This is a genomic window from Amycolatopsis sp. NPDC101161 (assembly GCF_044768185.1).
In the GTDB taxonomy this organism is placed as follows: Bacteria; Actinomycetota; Actinomycetes; order Mycobacteriales; family Pseudonocardiaceae; genus Amycolatopsis.
On the sequence record NZ_JBIWPI010000002.1, the window covers coordinates 996,230 to 1,018,818 of the forward strand.

Annotated in this window: 25 protein-coding genes; 21 read left to right on the plus strand and 4 right to left on the minus strand. The window is 63.4% G+C overall.

Features of this window, described 5'->3' with window-relative positions; translation table 11 throughout:
• The first annotated feature begins 58 nt into the window (after positions 1–58).
• The 5 genes from ACIRSS_RS15845 to ACIRSS_RS15865 all read left to right on the plus strand — a co-directional run bounded on the left by ACIRSS_RS15845 (position 59) and on the right by ACIRSS_RS15865 (position 3,707).
• On the plus strand, positions 59–472 hold the full coding sequence (locus ACIRSS_RS15845) for a hypothetical protein (protein WP_400895234.1): 414 nt from the start codon (positions 59–61) through the stop codon (positions 470–472).
• 22 nt (positions 473–494) lie between these two features.
• The gene (locus ACIRSS_RS15850) at positions 495–767 is read left to right on the plus strand and encodes a hypothetical protein (protein WP_400895236.1); all 273 of its coding nucleotides are present in this window, start codon (positions 495–497) and stop codon (positions 765–767) included.
• A gap of 31 nt (positions 768–798) precedes the next feature.
• Positions 799–1,788 (plus strand): ATP-grasp ribosomal peptide maturase, encoded by a 990-nt coding sequence (gene tgmB / locus ACIRSS_RS15855; RefSeq protein WP_400895238.1) that lies wholly within the window; start codon positions 799–801, stop codon positions 1,786–1,788.
• Entirely contained in the window at positions 1,785–2,957 is a 1,173-nt protein-coding gene (locus tag ACIRSS_RS15860; protein ID WP_400895240.1) for a methyltransferase domain-containing protein, read from the plus strand. Before tgmB ends, ACIRSS_RS15860 begins: the two co-directional genes overlap by 4 nt.
• Before the next feature lie 297 nt (positions 2,958–3,254).
• Positions 3,255–3,707, plus strand: coding sequence for an NUDIX hydrolase (locus tag ACIRSS_RS15865; protein ID WP_400895242.1), 453 nt, complete (start codon positions 3,255–3,257; stop codon positions 3,705–3,707).
• A 186-nt stretch (positions 3,708–3,893) separates the two neighbouring features.
• On the opposite strand, the gene ACIRSS_RS15870 is transcribed toward ACIRSS_RS15865, so the two are convergent.
• The 3 genes from ACIRSS_RS15870 to ACIRSS_RS15880 form a co-directional block, all read right to left on the minus strand.
• Positions 3,894–4,274 (minus strand): hypothetical protein, encoded by a 381-nt coding sequence (locus ACIRSS_RS15870; protein ID WP_400895244.1) that lies wholly within the window; start codon positions 4,272–4,274, stop codon positions 3,894–3,896.
• A 537-nt stretch (positions 4,275–4,811) separates the two neighbouring features.
• Positions 4,812–5,339 carry a hypothetical protein gene (locus ACIRSS_RS15875; protein ID WP_400895246.1) on the minus strand — a complete coding sequence of 176 codons (528 nt, stop codon included), beginning with the start codon at positions 5,337–5,339 and terminating at the stop codon, positions 4,812–4,814.
• A gap of 120 nt (positions 5,340–5,459) precedes the next feature.
• Entirely contained in the window at positions 5,460–7,703 is a 2,244-nt protein-coding gene (locus tag ACIRSS_RS15880; RefSeq protein ID WP_400895248.1) for an SGNH/GDSL hydrolase family protein, read from the minus strand.
• 369 nt (positions 7,704–8,072) lie between these two features.
• Here ACIRSS_RS15880 and ACIRSS_RS15885 point away from each other — a divergent pair, with 369 nt between their 5' ends.
• Positions 8,073–8,423 carry a hypothetical protein gene (locus ACIRSS_RS15885; RefSeq protein WP_400895250.1) on the plus strand — a complete coding sequence of 117 codons (351 nt, stop codon included), beginning with the start codon at positions 8,073–8,075 and terminating at the stop codon, positions 8,421–8,423.
• 100 nt (positions 8,424–8,523) lie between these two features.
• On the opposite strand, the gene ACIRSS_RS15890 is transcribed toward ACIRSS_RS15885, so the two are convergent.
• Positions 8,524–10,053, minus strand: coding sequence for a hypothetical protein (locus tag ACIRSS_RS15890; protein WP_400895253.1), 1,530 nt, complete (start codon positions 10,051–10,053; stop codon positions 8,524–8,526).
• A gap of 181 nt (positions 10,054–10,234) precedes the next feature.
• Between ACIRSS_RS15890 and ACIRSS_RS15895 the strand changes: the two genes are divergently transcribed.
• From ACIRSS_RS15895 to ACIRSS_RS15965, 15 genes are all read left to right on the plus strand, one after another.
• Complete coding sequence (locus ACIRSS_RS15895; RefSeq protein WP_400895256.1) at positions 10,235–10,675, plus strand: hypothetical protein; 441 nt, start codon at positions 10,235–10,237, stop codon at positions 10,673–10,675.
• Between the two features lie 576 nt (positions 10,676–11,251).
• Positions 11,252–12,070 (plus strand): hypothetical protein, encoded by an 819-nt coding sequence (locus tag ACIRSS_RS15900; RefSeq protein WP_400895258.1) that lies wholly within the window; start codon positions 11,252–11,254, stop codon positions 12,068–12,070.
• Positions 12,067–13,152: a hypothetical protein gene (locus tag ACIRSS_RS15905; RefSeq protein ID WP_400895260.1), complete on the plus strand. Its 1,086-nt coding sequence runs from the start codon at positions 12,067–12,069 to the stop codon at positions 13,150–13,152. Before ACIRSS_RS15900 ends, ACIRSS_RS15905 begins: the two co-directional genes overlap by 4 nt.
• Before the next feature lie 44 nt (positions 13,153–13,196).
• Positions 13,197–13,877: a hypothetical protein gene (locus ACIRSS_RS15910; protein WP_400895263.1), complete on the plus strand. Its 681-nt coding sequence runs from the start codon at positions 13,197–13,199 to the stop codon at positions 13,875–13,877.
• Positions 13,878–14,090: 213 nt separating this feature from the next.
• Positions 14,091–14,681 (plus strand): MT-A70 family methyltransferase, encoded by a 591-nt coding sequence (locus tag ACIRSS_RS15915; RefSeq protein WP_400895265.1) that lies wholly within the window; start codon positions 14,091–14,093, stop codon positions 14,679–14,681.
• 56 nt (positions 14,682–14,737) lie between these two features.
• Positions 14,738–14,878 carry a hypothetical protein gene (locus tag ACIRSS_RS15920; protein ID WP_400895268.1) on the plus strand — a complete coding sequence of 47 codons (141 nt, stop codon included), beginning with the start codon at positions 14,738–14,740 and terminating at the stop codon, positions 14,876–14,878.
• Positions 14,879–15,119: 241 nt separating this feature from the next.
• Positions 15,120–15,263, plus strand: a complete 144-nt coding sequence (locus ACIRSS_RS15925; RefSeq protein WP_400895270.1) for a hypothetical protein — start codon at positions 15,120–15,122, stop codon at positions 15,261–15,263.
• Positions 15,253–17,445 carry a type IV secretory system conjugative DNA transfer family protein gene (locus tag ACIRSS_RS15930; protein ID WP_400895272.1) on the plus strand — a complete coding sequence of 731 codons (2,193 nt, stop codon included), beginning with the start codon at positions 15,253–15,255 and terminating at the stop codon, positions 17,443–17,445. Before ACIRSS_RS15925 ends, ACIRSS_RS15930 begins: the two co-directional genes overlap by 11 nt.
• A gap of 166 nt (positions 17,446–17,611) precedes the next feature.
• Positions 17,612–18,472 carry a replication-relaxation family protein gene (locus ACIRSS_RS15935; RefSeq protein ID WP_400895274.1) on the plus strand — a complete coding sequence of 287 codons (861 nt, stop codon included), beginning with the start codon at positions 17,612–17,614 and terminating at the stop codon, positions 18,470–18,472.
• The gene (locus ACIRSS_RS15940; protein ID WP_400895276.1) at positions 18,472–19,080 is read left to right on the plus strand and encodes an antirestriction protein ArdA; all 609 of its coding nucleotides are present in this window, start codon (positions 18,472–18,474) and stop codon (positions 19,078–19,080) included. Before ACIRSS_RS15935 ends, ACIRSS_RS15940 begins: the two co-directional genes overlap by 1 nt.
• A 45-nt stretch (positions 19,081–19,125) precedes the next feature.
• Entirely contained in the window at positions 19,126–19,839 is a 714-nt protein-coding gene (locus ACIRSS_RS15945; RefSeq protein ID WP_400895278.1) for a hypothetical protein, read from the plus strand.
• Positions 19,840–19,978: 139 nt separating this feature from the next.
• A complete protein-coding gene (locus ACIRSS_RS15950) occupies positions 19,979–20,371 on the plus strand; it encodes a helix-turn-helix domain-containing protein (protein WP_400895280.1) in 393 nt (130 codons plus the stop codon).
• On the plus strand, positions 20,368–20,916 hold the full coding sequence (locus tag ACIRSS_RS15955) for a hypothetical protein (RefSeq protein WP_400897611.1): 549 nt from the start codon (positions 20,368–20,370) through the stop codon (positions 20,914–20,916). The genes ACIRSS_RS15950 and ACIRSS_RS15955 overlap by 4 nt, the downstream gene beginning before the upstream one ends.
• On the plus strand, positions 20,843–21,073 hold the full coding sequence (locus ACIRSS_RS15960; RefSeq protein WP_400895283.1) for a helix-turn-helix domain-containing protein: 231 nt from the start codon (positions 20,843–20,845) through the stop codon (positions 21,071–21,073). Before ACIRSS_RS15955 ends, ACIRSS_RS15960 begins: the two co-directional genes overlap by 74 nt.
• Positions 21,070–22,578, plus strand: a complete 1,509-nt coding sequence (locus ACIRSS_RS15965; protein ID WP_400895285.1) for a tyrosine-type recombinase/integrase — start codon at positions 21,070–21,072, stop codon at positions 22,576–22,578. The genes ACIRSS_RS15960 and ACIRSS_RS15965 overlap by 4 nt, the downstream gene beginning before the upstream one ends.
• The last annotated feature ends 11 nt before the right edge of the window (positions 22,579–22,589 follow it).

Here is a 22,589-nt window from a genome sequence, read left to right on the forward strand (position 1 = left end):
GGCCCTGTGACATCCTTCGGCAGGCCTACCGGCTACGCGAAGGCTTCTAGGCGGCGCTGTGGTGACCGGGCTGTCCCTCGACGACCTCTTCGCCGAGCTGCGCCACCGCAAGTGGACGCTCTACCTCTTCGGCCGCCCAGCCGCGCCGGACCTGTACGCCGCGACGTTCCGATGGCCGGCATGCACCGACGTACTCATCATCCGTGACGAACGTCGTGCCACCGCGTACCGGACACCGAGCTTCCCCGGTACTGATGTCTTCCGCCCGTCGGTGGTCTCCTGGCAGTACGGAGCGGAGCCGCTCTGGACCCTTCGCGCCGTGCTCACGATTGGCGCACCGGGTCAGGCGGACGCGCCCTTCCAGGTTCTTGCCCCCGCTCCGGGATCCGGAGTTCCCCTCGAAATGGGTCAGCCGGTCATGATCCGGCCGACCGGCCTCGTCCAAGACCCCACGCCGAAAACCGCGCGGTGATAAGGAAATGGAGTAGCAGACCATGACGACCAGTATGTCACTCACTGACGCTGACGAGCGTTTCGGACTCGGCGTCCGCCGGGGATTCGTTCCGACGGCGGAGCCCGTCTCGGACACGGAGGTCACCCCGTTCGGACTGACGCTGCGGACCGCACCCATTCCGCGCAACGTCGTCGTGCTAACCCATTCTGGGGAAGGCGGCATGACGATGGCCACGGAGAGCGTCACTGAGCAGTCTACGGACGGCCAGGACGAAGGGGACACCCGCTACGACACGGCCAACGACATCGGCTGACGGCACCAACAAATAGGGACTCGTTAACGCCATGATCCTCGAATCGGGTCGCACCACCGGAACCGTGCTGGTGCTGACGGAGCCTACCGATAAGTCAGCAGATCTCGTCGTCCGGGAGCTGGAGCGCCGGAACGCACAGGTATTCCGAGCAGACACCGGCGATTTCCCGCTGTCGCTGAGCGTGAGCGCCTGGTTCGATGGCTCCTGGGACGGCGAGATCCGCAGCCCGGACGGCTCGGTCGGCCTGCGCGACATCCGCAGTGTGTATGTCCGCAGGCCGACCGCGTTCACCTTCCCGCCGTCCATGAACGACGCCGAACAACGTTTCGCCGCGCGAGAAGCCCGCCGCGCAGTCGGCGGGCTCCTGATGAGCCTGCCGGGATGCTCGTGGGTGAACCATCCATCACGAGCAGCGGACGCGGAGTACAAGCCCCTCCAGCTCATCACCGCCGCGGCGTGCGGGTTGGCCGTACCGCGCACCGCTATCACGAACGTCCCCGGCGACGCCGCCGACCTCAGCGACCGCCTGGGCGGCTCCGTCGTCTACAAGACGCTCTCTGGCGCCTCTGTACCTGATGGAGAGCGCGTCTCGCTCGTCTACACGACACCGATCACGGTCGCCGACATGTCCGATGATCGGGTTGCGCTCACGGCGCACCAGTTCCAGGAACGCGTGCCGAAGGTCCGGGACGTGCGGGCAACCGTTGTCGGCAAACACGTGTTCGCGGCGAGCATCCTCGTAACCGACGAGGCCGCCGGCGACTTGCTCGACTGGCGCGCGGACTACACCGCACTGCGCTACGAACCCGTGAGCCTTCCGGAAGGCGTGGAGTCGGCGCTCCTGATGATGACCGAGCAACTCGGTCTAAGCTTCGCCGCGGCCGACTTCGTCGTCACCGCCGACGACACCCACTACTTCGTCGACTTGAACCCCAACGGGCAATGGGGCTGGATAGAGGACGCGACGGCCCTGCCCATCGCGGAGGCCATCGCCGCCCTACTCACAGGAGAAGATCAGTGACCGACGTGATCGAGCAAGACAGCAAGCTCAGCCAGCTGGCCGCCGACCTCAACCACGCCCTCATCGAGCACCTGGCGGCTTCCGGAAAGCTGAACGCCCGCGCATGGAGAACCGCGTTCGAGGACGTTCCTCGCCACCTATTCGCGCCGCGCTTCACCCTTCCGGACAACCTGGGCGGTCACACCCTGGACGTGGCCGACAGCGCCCACCGGGAGGAGTGGCTGCGCGCGGTTTACCACGACGAGGCGCTCCTGACGATCTTCGACGAGCGCGAGATGGCGACGACGTCGTGTTCTGCGCCGTCGGTGGTGGCGACCATGCTGGAATCGAGCCAGGCGACCGAGGGAAACGCCGTGCTGGAAATCGGTACGGGGACCGGATGGACGGCGGGCCTGCTTTCCCACCGTCTCGGCTCGGAGGCTGTCACCTCCGTGGATATCGATCCGCGATGCGTCGCCGAGGCGCGGGAACGTCTGAATCCCCTCGGCCTGGATCCGACGCTCACGGTCGCGGACGGCTACCTCGGCTTCCCGGCACGCGCGCCGTACGACCGGATCATCGCCACAGCATCCCTGCGGAGGGTGCCGCCGGTCTGGCTGCAGCAGGTGCGGCCAGGTGGCACCATCTTGACCGACTTGCGTGGCGACTTCGCCGGCAATCTCGCCCGCCTCACCGTGAACAAGGACGGGTCCGCCAGTGGTCGCTTCCTGCCGGAGCGGGCGAACTTCATGCCGCTTCGCAGCGAGGAGGAGCACCTCGACGATCTGCCCGAGCTGGCGTCTCGCGCCGTTAGCGCTCCGGGCGCAACGCGACGTACCTACCTCGGGCCTACCGTCCTCCGAACGTGGGAGTTCGCCTTCCTCGTGCAGTTGTCGATGCCTGGAGCACGAGCTGGCCGGATCAGGATCAAGGGCGGCCCAATGTACTTCTGCCTCACGGACCCGCGTAGCGAGTCATGGGCACGCGTCGAGGTAAAGGCCGGCGACGCCGAGCGCGAGGTAGCACAGGGCGGAGATCGACGCTTATGGGACGAGCTGGAGGCCGCATACGAGCTTTGGACCCGGCTCGATCAGCCTCAGCCCGTAGATTTTACGATCACGGTTTCGCCGGACGGTCGCCAGGCCGTGTCCCTCCCGGCCACCGACAAGCAGTGGTCTCTGCCCTTGTAGCGCGAGCCGACGATGAAGTCCCCGTACCCGTCTGCGTCTTCCTCGCCACCGTGACGCTGTCGCTACACGTGGACGCCATCCCCGTACCGGCTGATTGCGACGAGGCGGGCAATCTGTCGGTGAGCGACGTCGCAACCCGGACCACACCGAAGGCCTGGTCTGAGTCGACCGCCCCACGCGACCTGCCCGCCCAAGCTGCCGGTTTGCCACCGGGAGCAGGACATCTCACTCGCCCGTCAGTACGCCGCCAGCTTCCGTAAGGTAGTTGGCCGCCACACGAACTCTGGGGGTAAGACATTGGTCGACTCGACATTCCTCGCGCAGCTCACCTCCGAAGCCACGGCCGCGGGCGTCCAGCAATTCGTCGTCGGCGCCGTCGTGCAGTCTCAGGACGAGGTCCTGCTGCTCCGCCGACCCGCCGATGACTTCGTGGGCGGGCTCTGGGAACTGCCCAGTGGCAAGGTCGAACCGGGCGAAGCGCTCGACGCGGCACTCGTCCGCGAAGTCAAGGAAGAAACCGGGCTCGACGTCTCGATCATTGGGTACTACCTCGGCAGCTTCGACTACACCTCCGGCAGCGACAAGGCGAGCAGGCAGTTCAACTTCGCCGTCGACGTCGCCGCGGCGAAGCCGGTCGTACTCCAGGAGCACGACGTCTACCAGTGGGCCAAGCTCGATGGCGAGCTGCCGGTGACGGATGCCGTCAAGACGGTCCTCAAGGCCTACGCCGAAACCCGCCAGGGCGACTAGCTGGCGGTTTCACGCAGCGAAGTAACAGACGTACCCATCTGGGCACTGCCGCGACGCTGACGGCGGTGCCCAGATGGGTACACCAGCGGTTGGATAGCAGGTACAGGGGAACCTCAAGCCGGGCCAGGTCCGGGGCTGCCTTTTTCAGCCCCGGACCTGGCCCACCTCCTTCTTACGCCGCGGCTATCAGCCGAGACGCACCCGGTTGGCCTGCCAGCGGCTCAGCCGCAGCAGTCCCACCAAGCCCACCAGTGCGGCGCCAGCCGCTGTCAGCACAACCGATCCTGCGAGCAAGATGCCGCAGATCACGGCGCCGAGCACAACCAGAAGCAGCGTCGAACGCCAGATGTGCGCTGGGTCGCCGAACAAGATCTGCCGCAGCAGCTCCCACACCGGATGCGGCGAGACGTGGTCACGCTGCAACCTCCGGCAAGGCGGCTCGAGCACCGTGCCAGGCGAGCTGGTCACGATGGCCGGCTCGGCGGCCGACTCGAAGAGTTCCTCAAGGCCGACGTAGCTCGGATCGTTGTCAAGTGTGATCCGATCGGGGGATCGTCGCTCTGGCATGTCGCCACCTAGCGGCGGTAACGTCGACATGTTCGTTGCCTCTCTCAATATTTGCGTGTTGGACGGGCGGTGCGAACATCGACGCGGCTCCCAGTTCCAGCTGGGGGCCGCGTCTGCATGCCTGGGTTACCCCAGGCGGTGCTGAGGTCATCTTGGCGGAAAACCACGTACCTACGGCGCAGTAACAACGCCATTCCGGCACCCCAGTCGACGACCGGTATTTACGGCACGACGAGCGGTCAGCAAAGTGATTGTGCGTGACTAAGCGCTGGTCAGGCACCGTTTAGCATGATTGAGCGTCACTCATTCGAGTGACGCTACTACGCATATTTGGGAATGCTTGGACGGATACATGACACTCGCAACTCTTTCGAGTGAACACGCTAGGAAGATCGAGATGCGTGCGCCTCAGCGGTAATCAGGGGGTGCAGACGACCGTGCAGGTGCAGCGGAGGGTGATGCGTGCGAGTGCACGAGCCAGCACCTGCGACGAAGCCGCCAGCGGACTCGTCATGCCGACAGCTCGATGAGAATCTGCTACCTTTTGCCTCCTCGGCCGAGGAACGACGCGCTACCGATCACCGCAAGGATCATAGCGAGACCATAGACGATCGGGTTATTTACATAAACATAGAGCATGAATCCGTTTAGTTGCCCACAGTCTTGCTGAGGGTTAGAAGAGATGGGGCAAGTTGTTCCTGCGCCAAGGATGGCGGTCAAGAATGCGAACCCTATCACGACCAGGGCAATGGAGAAGATGGATGCAACGACCACTGGCAACTTTCCAATAAGATCTCTTCTTATCGACCTGTAGAGATAAACGCCGCCGAACAACGCAACCAGCAGGGCGGGAACGGCCGGGAAGAACAAGATATCGAATGGGCTACTTAGCCCGCGAGTCAGTGAGCTAAAGTCCTGCACGAATATACAGAGACCAATTACGAACATGAAAGCCACAGGTACAGCAAGTACGTCACTACGCTTGTAGTGTACTTTGCGCTCCGGCGAAGCCACCCTGCTGGATGCCGAGCCATTTTTAGATGAGTTTTTTAGATTGTTTGTCATACTGACTACCATAATAACAATTTGAGGTTTTGCTTACAACGTCAAAATGAAGATGCCCCCGTCCCGGCCGCCCTTTTGGAGCGAACCAGAGACGAGGGTTGACTCTTCAGTCGGCAGGGATTATCCGGCGTTGATCTTGGCGCTCATCACGTTGGCGTATGCCTGCTGACCCGCCGAGTTCGGGTGGAACACGTAGGCTTCGTTGTGCAGGACTTGGTCCAGGTTCTGGAAATACGAGGTACCAGTGTCGCAGATGCCATGCCCGACGAAGGGCGAGCCAGCGGCGTTCACGGGTACGTAGTGCAGTCGAGCGTTATTAATGCTGCCGATCGCCGTTGAGATCTTGGCGTCCAGCTTGGTCACGATGTCGCGAGCTGCCCAGGCATCTTCCCACGGGTAGTAGGGAGAGCCCGTGCCGTTGGTGCCCGAGTTGTACATGTAGGCACATCGTGAGTCGAACGCGTCGCTCGGCTGCTTGTTCGCGATTACCTGGGGGTAGTCCATCACGTAGATGTTGGCGTTCGGAAACTCCGCGAGGATCTTCTGGTAGGTCGTCGCCAGCGCACTCGGCAGGTCGTTGTTGATCTTTCCAATTGCGCTGTTGTAGGCGGAGCTTCCAGATTGACAGGTGCTGAGGACGCACGCCTTGGCGAAGTCCGCGAACCCGATGTCGTTGCCGCCGATCGTCAGGGTGACGACCTGCGTCGTACTGTCCGGCCACAGGTCGAGCTGCGTGCCTTCGTTCCACTGCACTGTGTCCGTAATGTTGCTGGTCACGGCACCCGAGCACGCCCGGAAGCCATCGCTCCCGAGCGACGGGATCTTGGAACTGGTCCCGGCAATCAGCCGCGCGTAGGCGGTGGTACTGCGGTGGCACGTGTTCACGCCGGGGAGATCGGTAGCCGCCTCGAAGGGCGGCACACCTTCTCCCGAGGAGAACGAGTCGCCAAGGGCAACATAGGCCGTCGCCGGACGCGGCGTCCTCGTGATGACGGCTCCGCGCGGATAGTCCAGGCCGAGACCTGGAATCTTTACCGCGTAGAGTTTGGTCTCCAGGTATTCGCCGCACGCTCCTTTGCATACGGCGAGGAAGTAGAGGGTGTTTGGCCCGGTCGTTGGGCCGTTCGTTCCTTGTCCTCCCACGTTGTAGCCGTTGACACCGCCGGCCTGCTTGTCGAGGTTGCCGCGCATGATCTGGTCATACACGACAGTCCCAGCGCCATCGAAGACTCCGATGGAGATAGCAGGCATGGTGTTGTTGGATGGGTCGTTTGTCTGCAAGCTCCCTTCGCGCAACACCGCGATCTTTCCACTGACGTCCACGGAGACGTACGTGTTGTTCCACGGGTTTCCACTCGCGTCCTGGTTGGAAAATTCTTGTTCCCAGGACTTCTGGCCCAGGGCGTTCAATCTCACGATTGCGCGCACCCGCTCCGTGGTCGGCGCCCCACCAACGACCTTCAGTCGAGTGATCTGAACGACGACTCCGCCGTCTGGCGTGGGGTAGGCGCTGTTGTACTGCGGGTTATAGCCGAACAGTGACTCCGGCGCCGTCCAGTCGGCCGCGTCGCGGAACAGGTTGTATGCGACGAGCTTGATGCTGGCCGTGCTGCCCGATCCGGTGAAGATGGGATAGAACAGGCGGCCGTCGGCGCTGATCTGCTTCGCACGAGTGAGGTACGCCCCACTCGGCGAGGTGCCCAGCTTCTTGCCGCCGTACGCGTAGAGGTAGGCCTGCCCGTTGTTGATGTAGGCGATGCCGTCCTTCACTGCGTAGAGCTCGGCGGAGCAGAGGCCGGACCCGGTAAGCGCGACGTCCAGCACCTTCTTCGGCTGAGTCGTACCTGGCTCCACCTCGGGAGTCAGGCCGATCAACCGGGTGCCGTTCGTGTTGCTAATCGCGTAGACATTGCCGTCTGCGCCGACAACCGGTGCGCCACCTTGCGAAGTACAACCGACGTCGTACTTCCACTTCAAGGTGTTGCCGGTGTACGCCAGCAGGCTGGCATACACGTAGCTTCCGCTGGCGTTCTTGCCGTACGGTCTCCCGTAGAGATCACCGTTTCCGGCAACAGCCGGGTGGTAGATGCAGTTCGGGACACCGTCGACCAGCTGGTTCGGATCCAGTTCGCGGACGACCTGGCCGGAGCTGTTGAGGGACTTCAGGTTGCTGTACACGTTGTTCGAGTAGTCGCAACCATTCGTCACCCCAGACGGGCTGGTGACGGTATCCCAGACGTACCGGCTGCTCTTGATCGCTGGCCACTGAAGTTCCGGGATGGACTCGGCGGCCGACGCTGTCCCCGAAGAGACGAACGTTACCGCTGATGCGATCAGACCCGCGAGTGCGAGCATGACCGGCATACGCGTTTTACGCATGATGGCTTTGCACCACTTTCCTGATTTCTGAAATGTGAACGTACGAAGACAAAAGGGCGGCTCGACCGGATTGCGGGGAGCCACCCTCGTTGCGTCTTTTACTGAAGAGCCATGTTATTTATGACATAATTAGCCGCTCGTGCATATGGTGCAAAATACAACGATACGTCAACTAGCGATTTGTAGTGGTATTTACATCGTGGGCGAACCTACGGTTGCACTTGTTGGCAACCTGAGTGATCAATAGGAGTGCTGACCCCCTAGCGAGCACAAGCCTCCCTCGTCGGCGTCCTGCGGCCTACCAGGCGAACCAACCAGGTTCGCCGGCCGCAACTCACCGAGGAGGAACTCGCCATGAGCGAGCCGACTACCGCCGCGGGCTCAGGCCAACTCAGGACACTGGCCGTCCGCATCACGGAGGATCTTCGCGCGCAGCTGGACATCGTCGCCCAGCTGACCGGCCGCAGCACGACCGAGGAGATTCGCCTGGCCCTGGAGCACTGGATCGAGAAGACCAAGGCCGACCCGGTCATCCTCAAGAAGGCCGAAGCGGTCAGGACCGAGATCGAACGCAAGGCTCAGACCGAACGCGCGGCGATTGCCGCCATCTTCGGCAGCGCGAGCGAGAAGCCAGCTGAGCCGAAGCCGACGCCTGGTACACCTTCAGGCGCACGTCGAGGCAAGCCCGGCAGTGAGCAGTCCTGAGGCTTCACACGAGGCACCAGGCCAGCGGGAGCCATTCGGAACCTCGAATACCATTTCGAGCTCCGATGGTTCCCGCTGTCTACCTTCCTTGCGCGCCCTACTACGTTCCTGCCTCTAACTCAATCTTGATTTCAAAGGTTACGAACACGGAGTATTGACCACTGTGACGAATTATGCCGTCTTGCTTGTCGTAGCCGAGCAGAATCCCCGGCTTGACCAGCAGTCCAGCACGCATAGCTTCACCCTGGAAGTCCTCTGGGACCTGAAGGCCGCCCGCGGGCAAGCCGAGAGTTATGATCCTCGTCGTCCCGCGTTGATATGTCAGTTTCATTGGTTGTGGTGAAATGAAATTGCAGCTCGACCAAACCGATTGAGCATTGTTTGCGGATAAAGTGGCCGCTACGCCAGGGTTGAATATCGGCCCCACCGGAAGGTCAACAACTAGACGAGCATTGAACATCCGCGCCGGGGCGGTTCTTTGCGCTCCATCATCAAGGGAGTCCGCAACATCGTTGAATACTCCAACCTGACAGTGGTACACGTGACCATCTTCCGCGATGAGCTGATTGCCTAGCGGATCGGAACGACTCTTGTCTTGACAGGTGATGACATTACGTTCGTCCCCATACGTGGGGTTATCAGTGATGCTATTGAACACGGCGTATGCGGCCGGGCTAGTGCTGGTGAATAGCTCGCGATCTGGGCCCCACCCGCCACGATTATCAAACTTGATCGACCCGGTCGGTAACGTGGGCTTCTCGGTCACGGTAGCTGGGACCGGCGCGATCGAGGACGCGTCTTTCGCGCCAGACGGGGTACCGCCGTCATTCGCCAAGGAAAAAGCCGTTACGACAGCAGCGATAAGCACGACCGCGCCAGCCAGCGCATACCAGGGCCGCCCGGTTCGGCCAAGGACCTGGAACCCACTGCTGCGTGTCTGCGGCGGCAACGTCGGGACGCTCACATCTGGCACGTCGGTCGCAAAAGAGGACGTGGTTGCGTTTTCGTCCGCTGCGGCGGGCGACGGGACGTCGTCATCTGATTTCTTTGCGGCAGGTTCGACATCGTCGGCAAACTGGGCTCGGAGGGCACTGGCGACTTCTTCGTCGGCTAAGTGCACCCTGAGCGCAACGAGCAGAGCCGCAAGCAGCTCGACCCGCTTCCTGCTCATACCTCCCGTGTTTTTCCAGCCCATCCACTGAGCTGCGCGGAGCTGCCGCTCGGTCGCGGGCCCCGACTTGCCTACTTTCTCCATCATCTTGGACCAGGTTGTTTCGTGCTGCTCAAGCCTGACGGCCAAGATTTTCGAGAACGCCTCTTCGTCCGTCATCTGCAGCAGCTCGCCGGCGGCGGCAACTCGGAACGCGTCGACCTGGCGCGCCTTGTGATGCGTTGTCGTGCCGAGCCCAGCAAGGGCTGCTTCCCGGCTGTCGCGAAGCACCGCGTTCAGGATCGCCTCAAGAAGGTTGACCCGACGACCAACTGCTAGAGGTCCGAGCTCTAGTTCCCCTTGCACCATCGAGGCCAAGCCCTGACATGACTCAAGAGCAATACGGGAAGCCCCCACGCGAGCAAGGTAGGCAAGGTCTTCTTCCGGCGTCCGCTCTGCCGTCACAACTTCGTCACGCACGGTAGCGTCGCTCCATCCGCCCAGGGTCGAAGGCTCCCAGGTTACTTTGTCCCAGCTTGCGGCATGCCCCTGCGGCGGCAGCGACGTGACACCCTCATGCCAACGATATTTGCTATTGCAAATATTCAATAAATATGTTAATATGTGAAATGGGTCGGCCTTCAATCACCTGGAGGCCAGCATGCGCATTCCTATGGGTTTCCTCGATGAAACCGCCATCGAGTCTTTTCGCGAGTTCACTACCGGAACATCACCCGAAGAACTGCTTCCCGAACACCATCGGTGCTTGGCGGATTACATCCGTTCGTGGGTGAAAAGCGGCTATGGCGTCCGCGTGTGCCAAGGAGACTTTCAACGGTTCACGCTGGCGATCATCGCCATCATCGAAGAGTGGCATCAAACGCCCGATCTCCTCGACTACTCGTACTACGTCAGTGATGACCCCGAGAATGTCGAGGAAGCCACCATCGAACGCCGGGTGGCGACGATCTTCGACGGCGTCGGGGGCTACTCGCACGAGATCCTCGACCCGTACTTCTTCGCCAAGGCGACGTGGCAGGAGCTGCACGGCAACCGTCCGCTCAGTCCCTACGACGCGCGCCCCACCAGCGAAAGCCACTGAACAACCCGCCAGGCCGACCCACGCCCGCTTCCCCAAGGAGCGGGCTTTTCCTGCCTTTACGAGCCTACCTCCCGACTGGCTCCCCGATACCTCCCCGATGCTCTGACCTGCAGGTTTACACGTTCCCCGGGATCCCCTGGGGAAGATCAGGGGAAGATTTTTGCCCTCCATTCGACTCGTGTTCAAGTGGTTGCACGCCGCCGATCGGCGCCCGCGGAAGAAGCAATCAGCACCCGCGGATTCACAGCACTCAACTAGTCGAGGAGTCACTCATGGCCCGGAACCACTACACCCCTCTCGTTAACACACGCAAACGCGCACAGATTGCACACCAAGAAGCTGAACTGCGCTCGCTCGCCCGTGAGCTACGTCAGCCCCACCCCGACTTCCTTCCGCTGCCTGTGCGGAACGAAGAGAAGGAAAAGCGCAGCGCACGTATAGAACACAAGCGTCGCGCTAAGCCCGCGCGGAATAACAACTGAATTTCGGGTGGGGCCGCCTACGGCGCGGCCCCACCCGCCTCGGCAACGCCGACAGAAAAGTCACGCAAGGAAACCCAAGAGAAGGGAGCCACCCGTGTCCTATTTTGCCAAGAAGAACCTGACCCGTTCGGCCGTGAAGCTGACCATCGCGGCCGTCGCGCTGGGTGTCGTGGTCGCCGCCGTGTCCGCCTGCGGTTCGGCATCAAATTCGGCCGGTCAACTGGCCGCCGACCAGCAGATCCTCGCGACCTGCGACGCCGCGGCCCCGCCGGCCACCGACGTGCAGCTGGATGGCAGCGGCTCGAGCAACTCGGACGCCATCGTGGAGGAGCGGTTCAAGGCCATCGAGTCGGTCGTGCGCACCACGGCGATCTGCGGCGGCCGCTTACGTGTGAGCGTCTTCTCGTCGACGAGCGCCGCGACGAACATCCTCATCGACAAGTCGCTCCGGCTCGACGGCGCGACCGACAACGCCCGACTGAAGAAGCTCCCGCCCCTGGTCACGGACGTCATGAAGACGATTCGCGCGAGCTACGGCTCGGCCGCCAAGTCGCTGCCCAGCGGCGGCACGGACATCAGCGCGGAGTACCGGCTGGCCAGTGAGTGGCTCGCCCAAGTCGGCGCACCGCACCGCCTGTACCTCTACCTGCTGACCGACGGCTTCCAGAACGTCGGCGTCACGCTGGACCAGGGCGCCATCACGAAGCAGCAGGCCGCCGACCTGGCCGGACGCGTCGCAGTGCCGCAGTTGCCCGGCTCCTCGATCGTGGTCGCCGGCCTCGGCCGCGTCGCGAGCGATCCGCCGAGCTCGGACGTCGTCGACGGGCTGGTCGCGTTCTACGACGCGCTCTGCAAGAAGACGGCGGCCGCGTCCTGCGCCTCGGTGACCGACTACGCGGTGAGCGGCCGATGAGCCTCCTCCGTGCAGCGGGTGACCCCGCAGATCAGACGGCAGCGTGGCGGCGAGAAGCCGACGCGGTCACGCTGCCGCGTCTCGACGGCGCGGCCGCCTGCCCGCGCCCGGGCAACGTCGGCACGACGTACGTGCAGCACCAGTACCAGGCGCTCGCCGGTGAACAAGAGTCCCTCTGGTCAGCCGAGGGCGAATCCGCCGCTCGGCCGCACCAGGCGGAAGCTGCAGGTCAGATGGCCGCGGCGGGCGCGACCGAGTTTCTCCTCCACGAAAGCGAGGGCCACGTCCGGGAAGCCCATGCAGATCGTCAGCACGCGGCTCGCACCCTCAGCCAGCACGTCAAGCGCTCCTCCGGCGCCAAGCTGCGGTACTGGGTCGGGCTGCCGGTCCTGTGGCTCGGTGACACCTGCGGCGTGTGGGCAGCGGCCGTGACCAGCGGCGACGTCGTGTACATCGCCCTCTTCCTGGCGCTCGCGTCGGGGATGGCGGGCATCTGTTCGGGCCTGGTCGGAGCCGAGCTCAAGACCATCCGACTCGCCAAGGCGCGCCAGCGCGATCTCGAGCAGCTGACCGACGACGAGCAGCGCTACCAGCAGCTATTCGTCGGTCCCGGCGGCGGCATGGCCATCGTCAAGCTGGTCGGGTTGGTCTCGCTGCTCGTCGTCGGACTCATCGCGATCGGCATCGGCTCGCTCCGGGCCTCCATCGAGGGAAGCGCGGCCGGGATGACGTACGGGATGCTCGCGGCGGCGACGGCGCTGGCCTCGGGCCTTCTCGGGTACTCGGCAGCAGATGACGTCGCCGACCTCCTGGACATGCTGGCCAAGCGAGTGCATCGCGCCGAAGTCCACCACCTCCGGCTCGCCGAATCGGCACCGCTCACCCGGCGGGCGACGGCGCTCACCAATGCGCGTTCGCTGCTCGACGAGCACGCCCTCCGCGGACAGGCGGCCGCCGAACACATGGAGTCGCTGGCCTGGCACGTCCACGTCCGAAACCCGGCCGTCCTCGGACACGGCTTCCCGGCCGGCGAACAGGGCGGGGTGATCGGACGACGGCCGCGGCGGGGAGGTGCCGCGTGATTCGGCCGTCACGGCTGCTTCCAGGCACTCTTCGCGGTGGCCACGTGCTGGGAATGACCGGCTGCGCGGGTGAGCCAGACCCGGCGCTCGATACGGATCAACGGACGTACCAACTCGGCGACCCCGGGGAGCCGTCCCCGATCCCGACGCTGCTCATTGCGGTCTTCGACGACTCCGGCTCGGTCACGGGACGCGGCGGCAACGATCCGTTGTCTAAGCGCTACGCCGAAGCCGAGCACGCCTTCCGGGGCATCTCGAACCGCGGCTCGAAGCGGGAACTGGGAGCCATCCTGCACTTCGACTCACCGTCCAGGGGCGACGTCGCGCCAATACCGCTTACGCGACGAGGCATGGCCGCGCTGGGCCGTGGGCTCCGCTTTCCCAGTGATGCGGTCGGCTCAAGTTCCCTCGAGCCGAGCCTCCAGCAAGCGACCCAGCTTGCCGAGGGCTACCCCCAGCACGCAACCACTCTGGTCGTCTTGTCGGACTTCCTGCTTCTGGACGCTGACCCATCGCAGGTCTTGTCCGACCTCGTGACCTTCCCCGGCGACGTTCACGCCGTCGTTCTGGGGAGTCAGGTGCCCGACGGCGTCCTCGCCGGCGACATCACGGTCACCGAGATCAGCTACGACAGCCACCCCGGTGCCGTAGCGAAGGCGCTCTTTAACAGCCTGGTTGCCCACCGGCCAGGGAGCAGCGCGACCACCTCGATAGAAGACTCGTAGTTAATTCCACAACAATCCGATCAGGAACAGCGATGCGGCCTATCCTGCACACTTCATCCCAGAAGGGCACCGTCGGTTCGGTCGAACATTCGCCCGAACCTTCGACCGAACCGACGGTTTCCCTCTCGCCCACTCATCGTCCATAACTAGGCACAGACCTGGCAGGCCGCTCACCAACTCCCGGACCAGGAACAGAAAGGAGAGTTATGCGTGATGACAGACAACAAGCCCGCAGCGATGACCACGAAGCGTTTTCGAACCATCCTGGTTGATCCGCCGTGGGATGTGCTCCAAAAAGGAAGCTACGGCGCCGGACGCCACTACCAACTCATGACGCTGGACAGCATCAAGGCGATGCCCATCGGCGACCTCGCCGAGGACAGCGCGCATCTCTGGCTGTGGGTCACCAATGCCACATTGCGCGACGGCTACGACGTCGCCGAAAGCTGGGGCTTCACCGTACGTTCGCCGCTGACCTGGGTGAAGTTCCATCTCGGACTTGGCCGGTACCTCCGTAACTCGACGGAGCATCTGCTGTTGGCCACCCGCGGCAAGGCACCGGTCCGGTTCCGCTCCCAGCCGACCTGGCTCAACGCGCCGGTCCAGGACCACTCCCACAAGCCGGAAGAGCAGTACGCCCTCATCGAGCGAGTCTCCCCCGGTCCCTACCTGGAGCTCTTCGCCCGCCGCCGACCGCCCTCGAACGCCGACTGGTCGGTGTGGGGCAACGAAGTTGATGCCGACATCACCATTCCCGGGTATCCCGTGCCGAGCGATCGCCAGCCTGCCGGAGGTGCCCGGTGAACGACAAAGGTGGCTCGAGGAACCCGCTTGCCTGGCTGCTCCACGCAAGTCTCGTCATGCTTGGCGCATCCATCGCGCTCAACCTGGCGGTCGCCTTCCTCCGGCCCGTCGTGCCGTGGCTGATCGCCGGCCTCACCGTCGCCTTCCTCGTCTGGTGCGTGGTCGCTTTCATCCGGTGGCGACGTTCCCGCTGGTAACCCCCGTTGACCGACACATGTCAGACACACGCGTTGTTAAATAAACAAACATTATTGACGTTTTGTCCAAAGTAGGTAATAAGTTAAGCCGTTGCCGAGTGTTGAATCCATGCAGCACAAGCACGATACGGAGAAAGTGAGGTGATCTATGACCCCAGCCCCCAAGAAGACAAGTAAGAACCGAAAGGAGCGTCGTGAACGCCGTTTAAGGGTCCGTAGTGTTCGCCGGGATACACCGGATATGCGCAAGCTCTCCAAAGCCATCATCGGGCTCGCGTTCGCCGAGGCCGAGCGCGAAGCACAGGCCCAAGCCGCCGAATCCCAGCAGCCTGGCACCGGCGACTCGCCCCCACCCGCGAAGAAGGGCGGTCGCCATGGCGCCTGACGCTGGTCACCTCGTCTTTTCCCAACTCCACCTGCCACGTCCGCTCGAGTCTTCCGCGGTTCTCCGGTTCCTCGAACGTCTCGCGTCCGACCGAGACGAACCGCGAGTCATCTTCGAAGCACGCGCCAGTGAGACCGGCACCCAGCATCTGCTCGGCTGTCGAGTCACTGACGTGCACCCGATCAGGCGCCTCCTCGGCGACCTGCTGCCTGGCACGATCCTCACCGGCGCCGGGTCGTCAGATCCGGACCCTCGTCCGGACGTCGACGTCGCCCGGCAGCTTCGGCTGCAGTCAACCAGCCTGCCGCTTCGCATGGACGGAGCCGAGCAGACGACGCTGGCGCTGCTCTCGGCACTTGCCGCGCGTCTTCATGCAGGCGAAGCGCTGGTGCTCCAGGTCATCCTAGGCCCACGGCATGCCCCAAGGTCGGTTCACAGCGACGCGCCCGATCCCGACGGCACCTTGCTCGACGCCCTGACCGCGGGGGCTCGGTCTGCCAGCTCGGAGACGCGTCAGCGCCTCAAGGACAGGCTGTCGCGAAGCGGCTTTAGTGCCACCATCCGGCTCGGCGCCGCCAGCAACGACAGCGATCGGCGGCGGCGGTTCATCACGGGCCTGTTCAGCGCGATCTCCACCGCGCGCACCCCGGGAGTGCAGATCACCCTGGTGCCGGAGAAGGCGAAGGCGCTCAACGACGCACGACTGCCCTGGCGCTGGCCGTTGCACCTGGCGGCACCCGAACTCGTCGGTCTTCTCGCCTGGCCGATCGGCGAGGGCGAGCTGCCTGGACTCCCACCCCTTCACCCGAAGCCGCTTCGCGCTGCCCAGGCTGTGCATACCGGCCCGCGGGTCTTCGCGGCGAGCGCGGCGCCGGGCGACGACCGCCAGATCGGCATCTCGCCGAAGGACCAGACGTATCACGGCATCGCCTACGGTCCGAGCGGCTCCGGCAAGACCACGGCCATCGAGCACCTGATCCTTGCGGACATCGAGGCGGGCCAAGCCGTCGCGGTACTCGACCCGAAGCGCCAGCTGATCGACAACCTCATGGCCCACATCCCCGAACGCCGAGTCGGCGACGTCGTCGAGCTCAACGCCGGCGACGCCACACCGGTCGGCTTCAACCCGCTCGACGTCGGCGAGCGCGACCCGGACGTCGTCGTCGACGGCATCCTGTCGGTCTTCGCAGCTGTCTTCAGCGACGGCTGGGGACCGCGGACGCAGGACATCTTCTCCGCCTGCCTCCGCACGCTAGCCAGAGCCAGTACGCCTAAGGAACCGGCCACGTTGGTTGACCTGACCCGGCTGCTGACCGACCCCGTGTTCCGCCGACGGCAGGTCGGCCGCATCCAAGGTGACGTCGCTCTGGCCGGCTTCTGGGCGTGGTACGACGCGCAGACGCCTCAAGCGCAGGCCGCGGCGATCGCGCCGCCCCTCAACAAGCTGCGCCAGTTCCTGCTCCGGCCAGCGCTGATCCGGATGCTGGACCAGAAGAACGGCCGCTTCCGGCTTCGCGATCTGTTCCGCGAGAACAAGATCGTCCTGGTGCCGCTCAACGAAGGCCTCATCGGGCCCGGCACCGCCAGCCTGCTCGGCAGCCTGATCGTGGCAGACATCTGGCAGGCCACGCAGGAGCGCGCCGGGGACCCCGGGGCGGGCACGCACCCAGCGACGATCTACATCGACGAGGCGCCGCGCTTCTTGAACCTCCCCGTCTCGATGGCCGACGCGCTCGCCGTGTCTCGTTCCCTCGGCGTCGGCTGGTTCCTGGCCGCCCAGTTCCGCTCCCAGTTCCCACCGGCCCTCGCGCGGGCAGTCGACATGAACGCAAGATCCAAGATCCAGTTCGCCACGGAGTACGAGGACGCCCGGGACACCGCCAAACTCACCCGCGACCTGACGCCCGAGGACTTCATGTCGCTGCCGCAGTTCCACGCCTACGCCAACCTCGTGGCGAACGGTCACCCCTCGGGCTGGGCGCTCGTCAAGACGCTGCCACCGACGCCGCCGACAATCGACCCGGCCGTCGTCCGCGCCGCCTCACAGGCCAACTACGCACCGATCGAAGACGTCGCTCCGCCGAGCACCTCCGAGCCAGACGTCGAACCCGAAGTCGCTCCTGAGCCCAAACCAGCACCTCAACCAATCGAACGGATCGGGCGGAAGCGGAGATCAGCATGAAACGACGAACTGACGACAGAAGCAGTATCTCCACCCGTATGTTCGCCCATACCTCCGTGTCGACCACCACTCCGCATCCCGGCAGGTCACACCCCCTACCTATCCCTTCCTGGGATGGGACTGACCCCCAAATTGGGGGTCACCGGGCGGACCGAGGAGACGGCGCATGAGCCCGACCGACGTCACCGCCTTGCTGCTCCATCTGTCCGACCGAGACATCTCGATCTTGCAGTCGATCAGTACGCACCGCCTGCTCTCGACCGCTCAGATCCGGCGACTGCATTTCGCTCGCGGACACGCCAGCCTCGGCGCCGCGTCCGGCGCCGTCATGCGGGTCCTGACCCGCCTCGAAGAGAAGAACCTGGTCGCTCGCCTTGGGCGACGCATCGGCGGCGTCCGGGCCGGGTCGTCCGGCATTACCTGGCAGCTCGGTGCAACCGGCGAGCGCCTGATCCGCACCATGGAAGGCAAGAAGTACCGTCGCCGGTTCGTCGAGCCGGGCGCCACCTTCGCGGCCCACACCATCGCCACGGCCGAACTCGCCGTCACGCTGCACGAGCTCGGTCAGACCGGCGTGATTGAGGTAGCCAGCATCGAGACAGAACCGTCCTGCTGGCGCTCCTTCGCCGGCCCACACGGCACGCTCGAGTGGCTCAAGCCCGACCTCTTCGCCATCACGGTGAGCGGCGACTACGAGGACCACTGGTACGTCGAGGCGGACCTCGCCACCGAACATCCCACCGTCGTCGTTCGCAAGGCGAAGATCTACCAGCGCTACGCGGCGACAGGGGCGCACCAGGCGCGACACGGCCTCTTCCCCGCAGTCGTCTGGGTCGTCCCGGACGCCGCTCGTGAGCGTGCGCTTCAGGCCGCATTGGCGGCCGACAAGGCCATTCAGCCAGGGCTCTTCCAAGTCGTGACGACGACGGAGTTCCGACAGCTCATCACCAGCGGGGTGCCCGATCCGCCGGTGGCCGCTCAGCCCCACCACCAGAACCAACTCATCTTGAAAGGAGGGACCACCTGATGGAAAGACAACCACACCAACCTGAATCCGACGACGACAGCGAGCATCCGCGCGACTTCACCGCAGAGCGGCAGCAGCCGCGCCGCCCCAGGATCTACGTGGCCGACCTAGCCAGCACGGAGCGCGGCATCGAGCACGGCCTGTGGATCGACGCCGACCAGACGCCAAGCGAGATCGACGCGGACATCGAAGCGATGCTCGCAAGCTCGCCGGTACCGGGCGCCAAACTCTGGACGGTCCGCTCCGCTGAAGACTTCGACGGTGTCGACCTGTCGACGATCACCGACAGCACGGTCATCTCGGACCTTGCCCGCGGCCTCGTCGAGCACGGCCGGGCGTTCGCAGCCTGGGCGCGGTTCGTCGGCAACGACCGCACTCGCCTCGCCGAGTTCCGGGACTCCTACACCGGCAGTTACCAATCCCGTGAAGCGTGGGCGTGGGCCCTCGTGGAGAGCCTCGGCTGGCACCAGGAGCTCGATCGGCGGATCACCGACACGTTGATACGCCCGTACGTCGTCTTCGATTACGAGGCGGTCGCTCAGGATGCTGCGGCCAGCTGGCAGGTCCTGACTGACCCCGACGGCACCGTCCATGTCTTCGCTCGCTGAGGCGGCGCCGTACGCAACCACACGCACATCGAAAGGAGGTACTACTTGGAACAACAACCACAGAATCCACACGACCGGAACCGGCGTATCCCCGCCCGGGAGAAGCTGGAGTCCGGCGAAATCGACCTCACGGGGAGCGTCCAACAGCCGGACGCCTTGGCTGACGTCATCTTCGACGCCGTCACGGAGGCCGGCGGGGTCGGCGAGAAGATCCCCGACTGGGGCGCCCGGGTCATCGCCCGCGAGCTCGCCAACCGCATCCCAGTGCCTGGCACCCTTCACCACTACGCCGTCACCGGCAGCGTCGATCACGCCGGGCTCGCCCGTGAACTCTCGATCCACGCGCAGTTCGGCGACGTCCAGACGAAAGAGCTCGCCGACCTGCTCGGGCTCTACCTGATCAAGCAGCCCGGCGGACGTCCGGGCCATCCGAGTGACGGCACGTCGCTTGTCGAGCGGGGGCTCCGCGAGCATGGCGCGCCCTTCTGGGCCTACCTGCAGCTACACGACGTCGAGTCGGGCAGCGACGACCTGGTCGAACGCTTCAACGACTTCCACATCGGCAGCTTCGCCAGCTTGAACGACATCGTCGAGGAGTTCACCGAGATCAAGGATTTCAAGGCTGCCGTCAAGGAAGCTGAGGATCGCTGGGGCTTCGAAGACTTCGTCAAGTTCGACCAGGAGCGTCTTGAGCGCACCGTCCGCGCCACCTGGGACGTCATCGAGTTCGATGGGAAGTTCCATGTCTTCATGCGCTAGCGGTGGCGCCACACAGACAGCGTCGAGGCTTCGAATAAATTCAATAATCGGAATACTGTTGCAGAATAGTCAACAATGGGTGCTTTCGCGCGTAAACGGAGGTAAAATAGGGAAACAAATAACGGAGACCTTCACGAAGATGACTGACGATGCCGCACGCCGTTTCGGCGAATACCTTAGAGACCTACGGACGCAGCGAAAGCAGAGCGTTCGCGGCCTTGCTGTAGCAGCGGGAATCGACAGCGGCACCGTCACGCGTCTTGAACACGGCGAGATCCACGCGCCCAGCCCGGACACGCTGAAGCAGCTGGCCAGGGCGCTCAAGGTTCCGCTCGCCGACCTGTTCGCCATGGCCGAGTACGTCACGGCAGGCGAGCTGCCAGACCTCGCGCCCTACCTCAACACAAAATTCGGACACCTACCCGATGAGACCCGAGCCGCGATGGCCCAGTACTGCACCGAACAAGCCAGCTCGTATGACGACCAATCAAATCATCCGTCGAGCATAGAGATAAAGGAGAACGAACAATGAGAATAACAGACCAAGAACAAATCGTCATAGACGCACACATCATCGCAGGCCTGCGCGCCTTCGCGGTCGATTGGAAGGGATCACTCCAGGAGGAACTAGTAGTTGCAGAAGATCAAGCAGGATTCCTTCGATACTTGTCAGCTGAGACCAGCATAGACAACCGCATCTTCCGGATGATGAAGAAATTTGACGCAAGCTTCTGCGACGCTTCGCTTTCTTTTGAGAACTCAGACGCCGCCGACCCAACGACTCGCGGAGACTGGATCACTCGGCTGCATACCGACTCGCCAGACCATGCCGCACTTTTCCTAACACTGCACAAATTAAAACACATCATCGACGCATCTGAATACCAGAGCAAAGGCCCTAGACCAGAGCAAGAATATGAGTTACTCGCAAATCATTTCGCCACTAAGGTACTCCTGGGAGAACAGGATGCCATGGCGCCCACCAAAGAAAGGAGGGGATCTCATGAACACTTCGAATGCTCGCCCATCAGCCACGACAGAACCCAACGAGCCGCCGAGACTACTCACCATAACTGAAGTATGCGAGCGACTTAGCGTAAGTCGCTGGCAAGTATACGCCCTGATAAACCTACGAAAGCTGAAGACCATACGCATCGGTCGCCGACGACTCGTCGCCGAGCCCGACCTCACCTTACTCATCGAAGAGCTACGCGAAGAGGGAGATTCACTGTGAGCCGCAAGGCAAACGGTGAAGGATCGATCTACCACCGCAGCGACGGCCGGTGGGCAGGCTCAGCGTTCGTCGACACCGTGGGAGGCAAGCGCAAGCGTATTCACGTCTACGCTGCAACACGCCGTGAGGCACATGATCGTCTCGAAGACAAGCTTGCCACAGCCCGACGCGGCATCCCTACACCCGATACCGAGTGGTCGGTGGGCGCCTACCTTGATTACTGGCTCACGGACGTCGTAGCGACGAAGAACCGGCCGCGCACCGTCGAGCTCTACTCATCAACTGTACGGCTCTACCTGAAACCCGCTCTCGGGAAGGTGCGCCTCAGCAAGCTCTCCGTACAGACGGTGCAGACGCTGCTCAACGATCACCTGGCTCAAGGCCGCTCGATCCGTCTTGTTCAGCTGATGCGCAGTGTCCTGCGAGCCGCGCTCAGCCGCGCCCAGCGCGAGGAACTGATTCCCCGCAACGTCGCCAAACTAGTCGAACTGGAGGCCTGGAAGCGCAAGCCGATCCAGCCCTGGAACCTCGACGAGGCCATGCGATTCCTCCAAGCAGCTGAAGGGCACCGGTGGTATCTCGCCTACGTCATGTTGCTGGCGTACGGCATGCGCCGCGGCGAGGTGCTCGGGCTGCGCTGGTGCGATCTCGACATCGAGCGCGGGATCGTGCACGTCACTCAGCAGTTGCAGCGGGTTGGTTCGGTGCTCGAGCTAGGCCCGGTGAAGACCGAAGCCGGACAGCGTGACCTGCCGTTGCTTGCGTTGCTTCGCGACGGCTTTGAGCGCCTGTATCGAGAGCGACAGGTCGAGCAAGGTGAAGACCTAGTCTTCCTCAGCAGCACCGGTACCCCGGTCGATCCGAAGAACTTCGTCCGAACCTTCCACGAGATCCGCGAGAGGGCCGGCCTGCCCCGCATCACAGTGCACCACACACGCCATACGGCCGCGACGCTTCTCAAGAACATGGGCGTACCGGCTCGCGATGCGCAGCTCATCCTCGGCCACTCTCATGTCACGACGACGCAGCAGCTGTACCAGCATGGCGACTTGAGCGGCCAGACGAAGGCACTTGAACGTATCGAGCAGCTTCTAACAGGGGGCGCTGCTGTCAAAACTGCTGTCAACGATGAGTTTTCCACAGGTGAAAGCACGATATTACGTGCACTCACCCCTGGAGGGCCATCTGAGACTCGAACTCAGGACACCCTGCTTAAGAGGAAGATGTTGTCAGAAATACAGGCAATTTCGACCCCTGTTACCAAGCACCTGCGCGCACGCTCTTACGCACATGTCGTCGGGTGGGTTGCTGTCAAAATCTGCTGCAACGACGACTCACGCTTGTTCACAGTAGCCACCCAAGTCCGAGTCTGGATCGATCTATTGCAGCTCATTCGCGAGGCCGAAACCACAGCTTTGGCTCAACGATGCTTCCCTTTCGCCCTACTTCCAGCTTCTGTCTTACGAGGAAATCCTTCGGCTGACCCACGCGAACACACCAACTAGAGGGGAGGTCC

What these genes read in the sequence shown, in the direction of transcription:
- ACIRSS_RS15940 (WP_400895276.1), top strand. Translation starts at nt 18,472, where the DNA reads ATGGAAAGACAACCACACCAACCTGAATCCGACGACGACAGCGAGCAT.
- ACIRSS_RS15920 (WP_400895268.1), top strand. Translation starts at nt 14,738, where the DNA reads ATGCTTGGCGCATCCATCGCGCTCAACCTGGCGGTCGCCTTCCTCCGG.
- ACIRSS_RS15895 (WP_400895256.1), top strand. Translation starts at nt 10,235, where the DNA reads ATGCGCATTCCTATGGGTTTCCTCGATGAAACCGCCATCGAGTCTTTT.
- ACIRSS_RS15960 (WP_400895283.1), top strand. Translation starts at nt 20,843, where the DNA reads ATGAACACTTCGAATGCTCGCCCATCAGCCACGACAGAACCCAACGAG.
- ACIRSS_RS15930 (WP_400895272.1), top strand. Translation starts at nt 15,253, where the DNA reads ATGGCGCCTGACGCTGGTCACCTCGTCTTTTCCCAACTCCACCTGCCA.
- ACIRSS_RS15915 (WP_400895265.1), top strand. Translation starts at nt 14,091, where the DNA reads ATGACAGACAACAAGCCCGCAGCGATGACCACGAAGCGTTTTCGAACC.
- ACIRSS_RS15925 (WP_400895270.1), top strand. Translation starts at nt 15,120, where the DNA reads ATGCGCAAGCTCTCCAAAGCCATCATCGGGCTCGCGTTCGCCGAGGCC.
- ACIRSS_RS15885 (WP_400895250.1), top strand. Translation starts at nt 8,073, where the DNA reads ATGAGCGAGCCGACTACCGCCGCGGGCTCAGGCCAACTCAGGACACTG.
- ACIRSS_RS15870 (WP_400895244.1), bottom strand. Translation starts at nt 4,274, where the DNA reads ATGCCAGAGCGACGATCCCCCGATCGGATCACACTTGACAACGATCCG.
- ACIRSS_RS15880 (WP_400895248.1), bottom strand. Translation starts at nt 7,703, where the DNA reads ATGCCGGTCATGCTCGCACTCGCGGGTCTGATCGCATCAGCGGTAACG.
- tgmB (WP_400895238.1), top strand. Translation starts at nt 799, where the DNA reads ATGATCCTCGAATCGGGTCGCACCACCGGAACCGTGCTGGTGCTGACG.
- ACIRSS_RS15955 (WP_400897611.1), top strand. Translation starts at nt 20,368, where the DNA reads ATGAGAATAACAGACCAAGAACAAATCGTCATAGACGCACACATCATC.
- ACIRSS_RS15875 (WP_400895246.1), bottom strand. Translation starts at nt 5,339, where the DNA reads ATGACAAACAATCTAAAAAACTCATCTAAAAATGGCTCGGCATCCAGC.
- ACIRSS_RS15935 (WP_400895274.1), top strand. Translation starts at nt 17,612, where the DNA reads ATGAGCCCGACCGACGTCACCGCCTTGCTGCTCCATCTGTCCGACCGA.
- ACIRSS_RS15950 (WP_400895280.1), top strand. Translation starts at nt 19,979, where the DNA reads ATGACTGACGATGCCGCACGCCGTTTCGGCGAATACCTTAGAGACCTA.
- ACIRSS_RS15850 (WP_400895236.1), top strand. Translation starts at nt 495, where the DNA reads ATGACGACCAGTATGTCACTCACTGACGCTGACGAGCGTTTCGGACTC.
- ACIRSS_RS15905 (WP_400895260.1), top strand. Translation starts at nt 12,067, where the DNA reads ATGAGCCTCCTCCGTGCAGCGGGTGACCCCGCAGATCAGACGGCAGCG.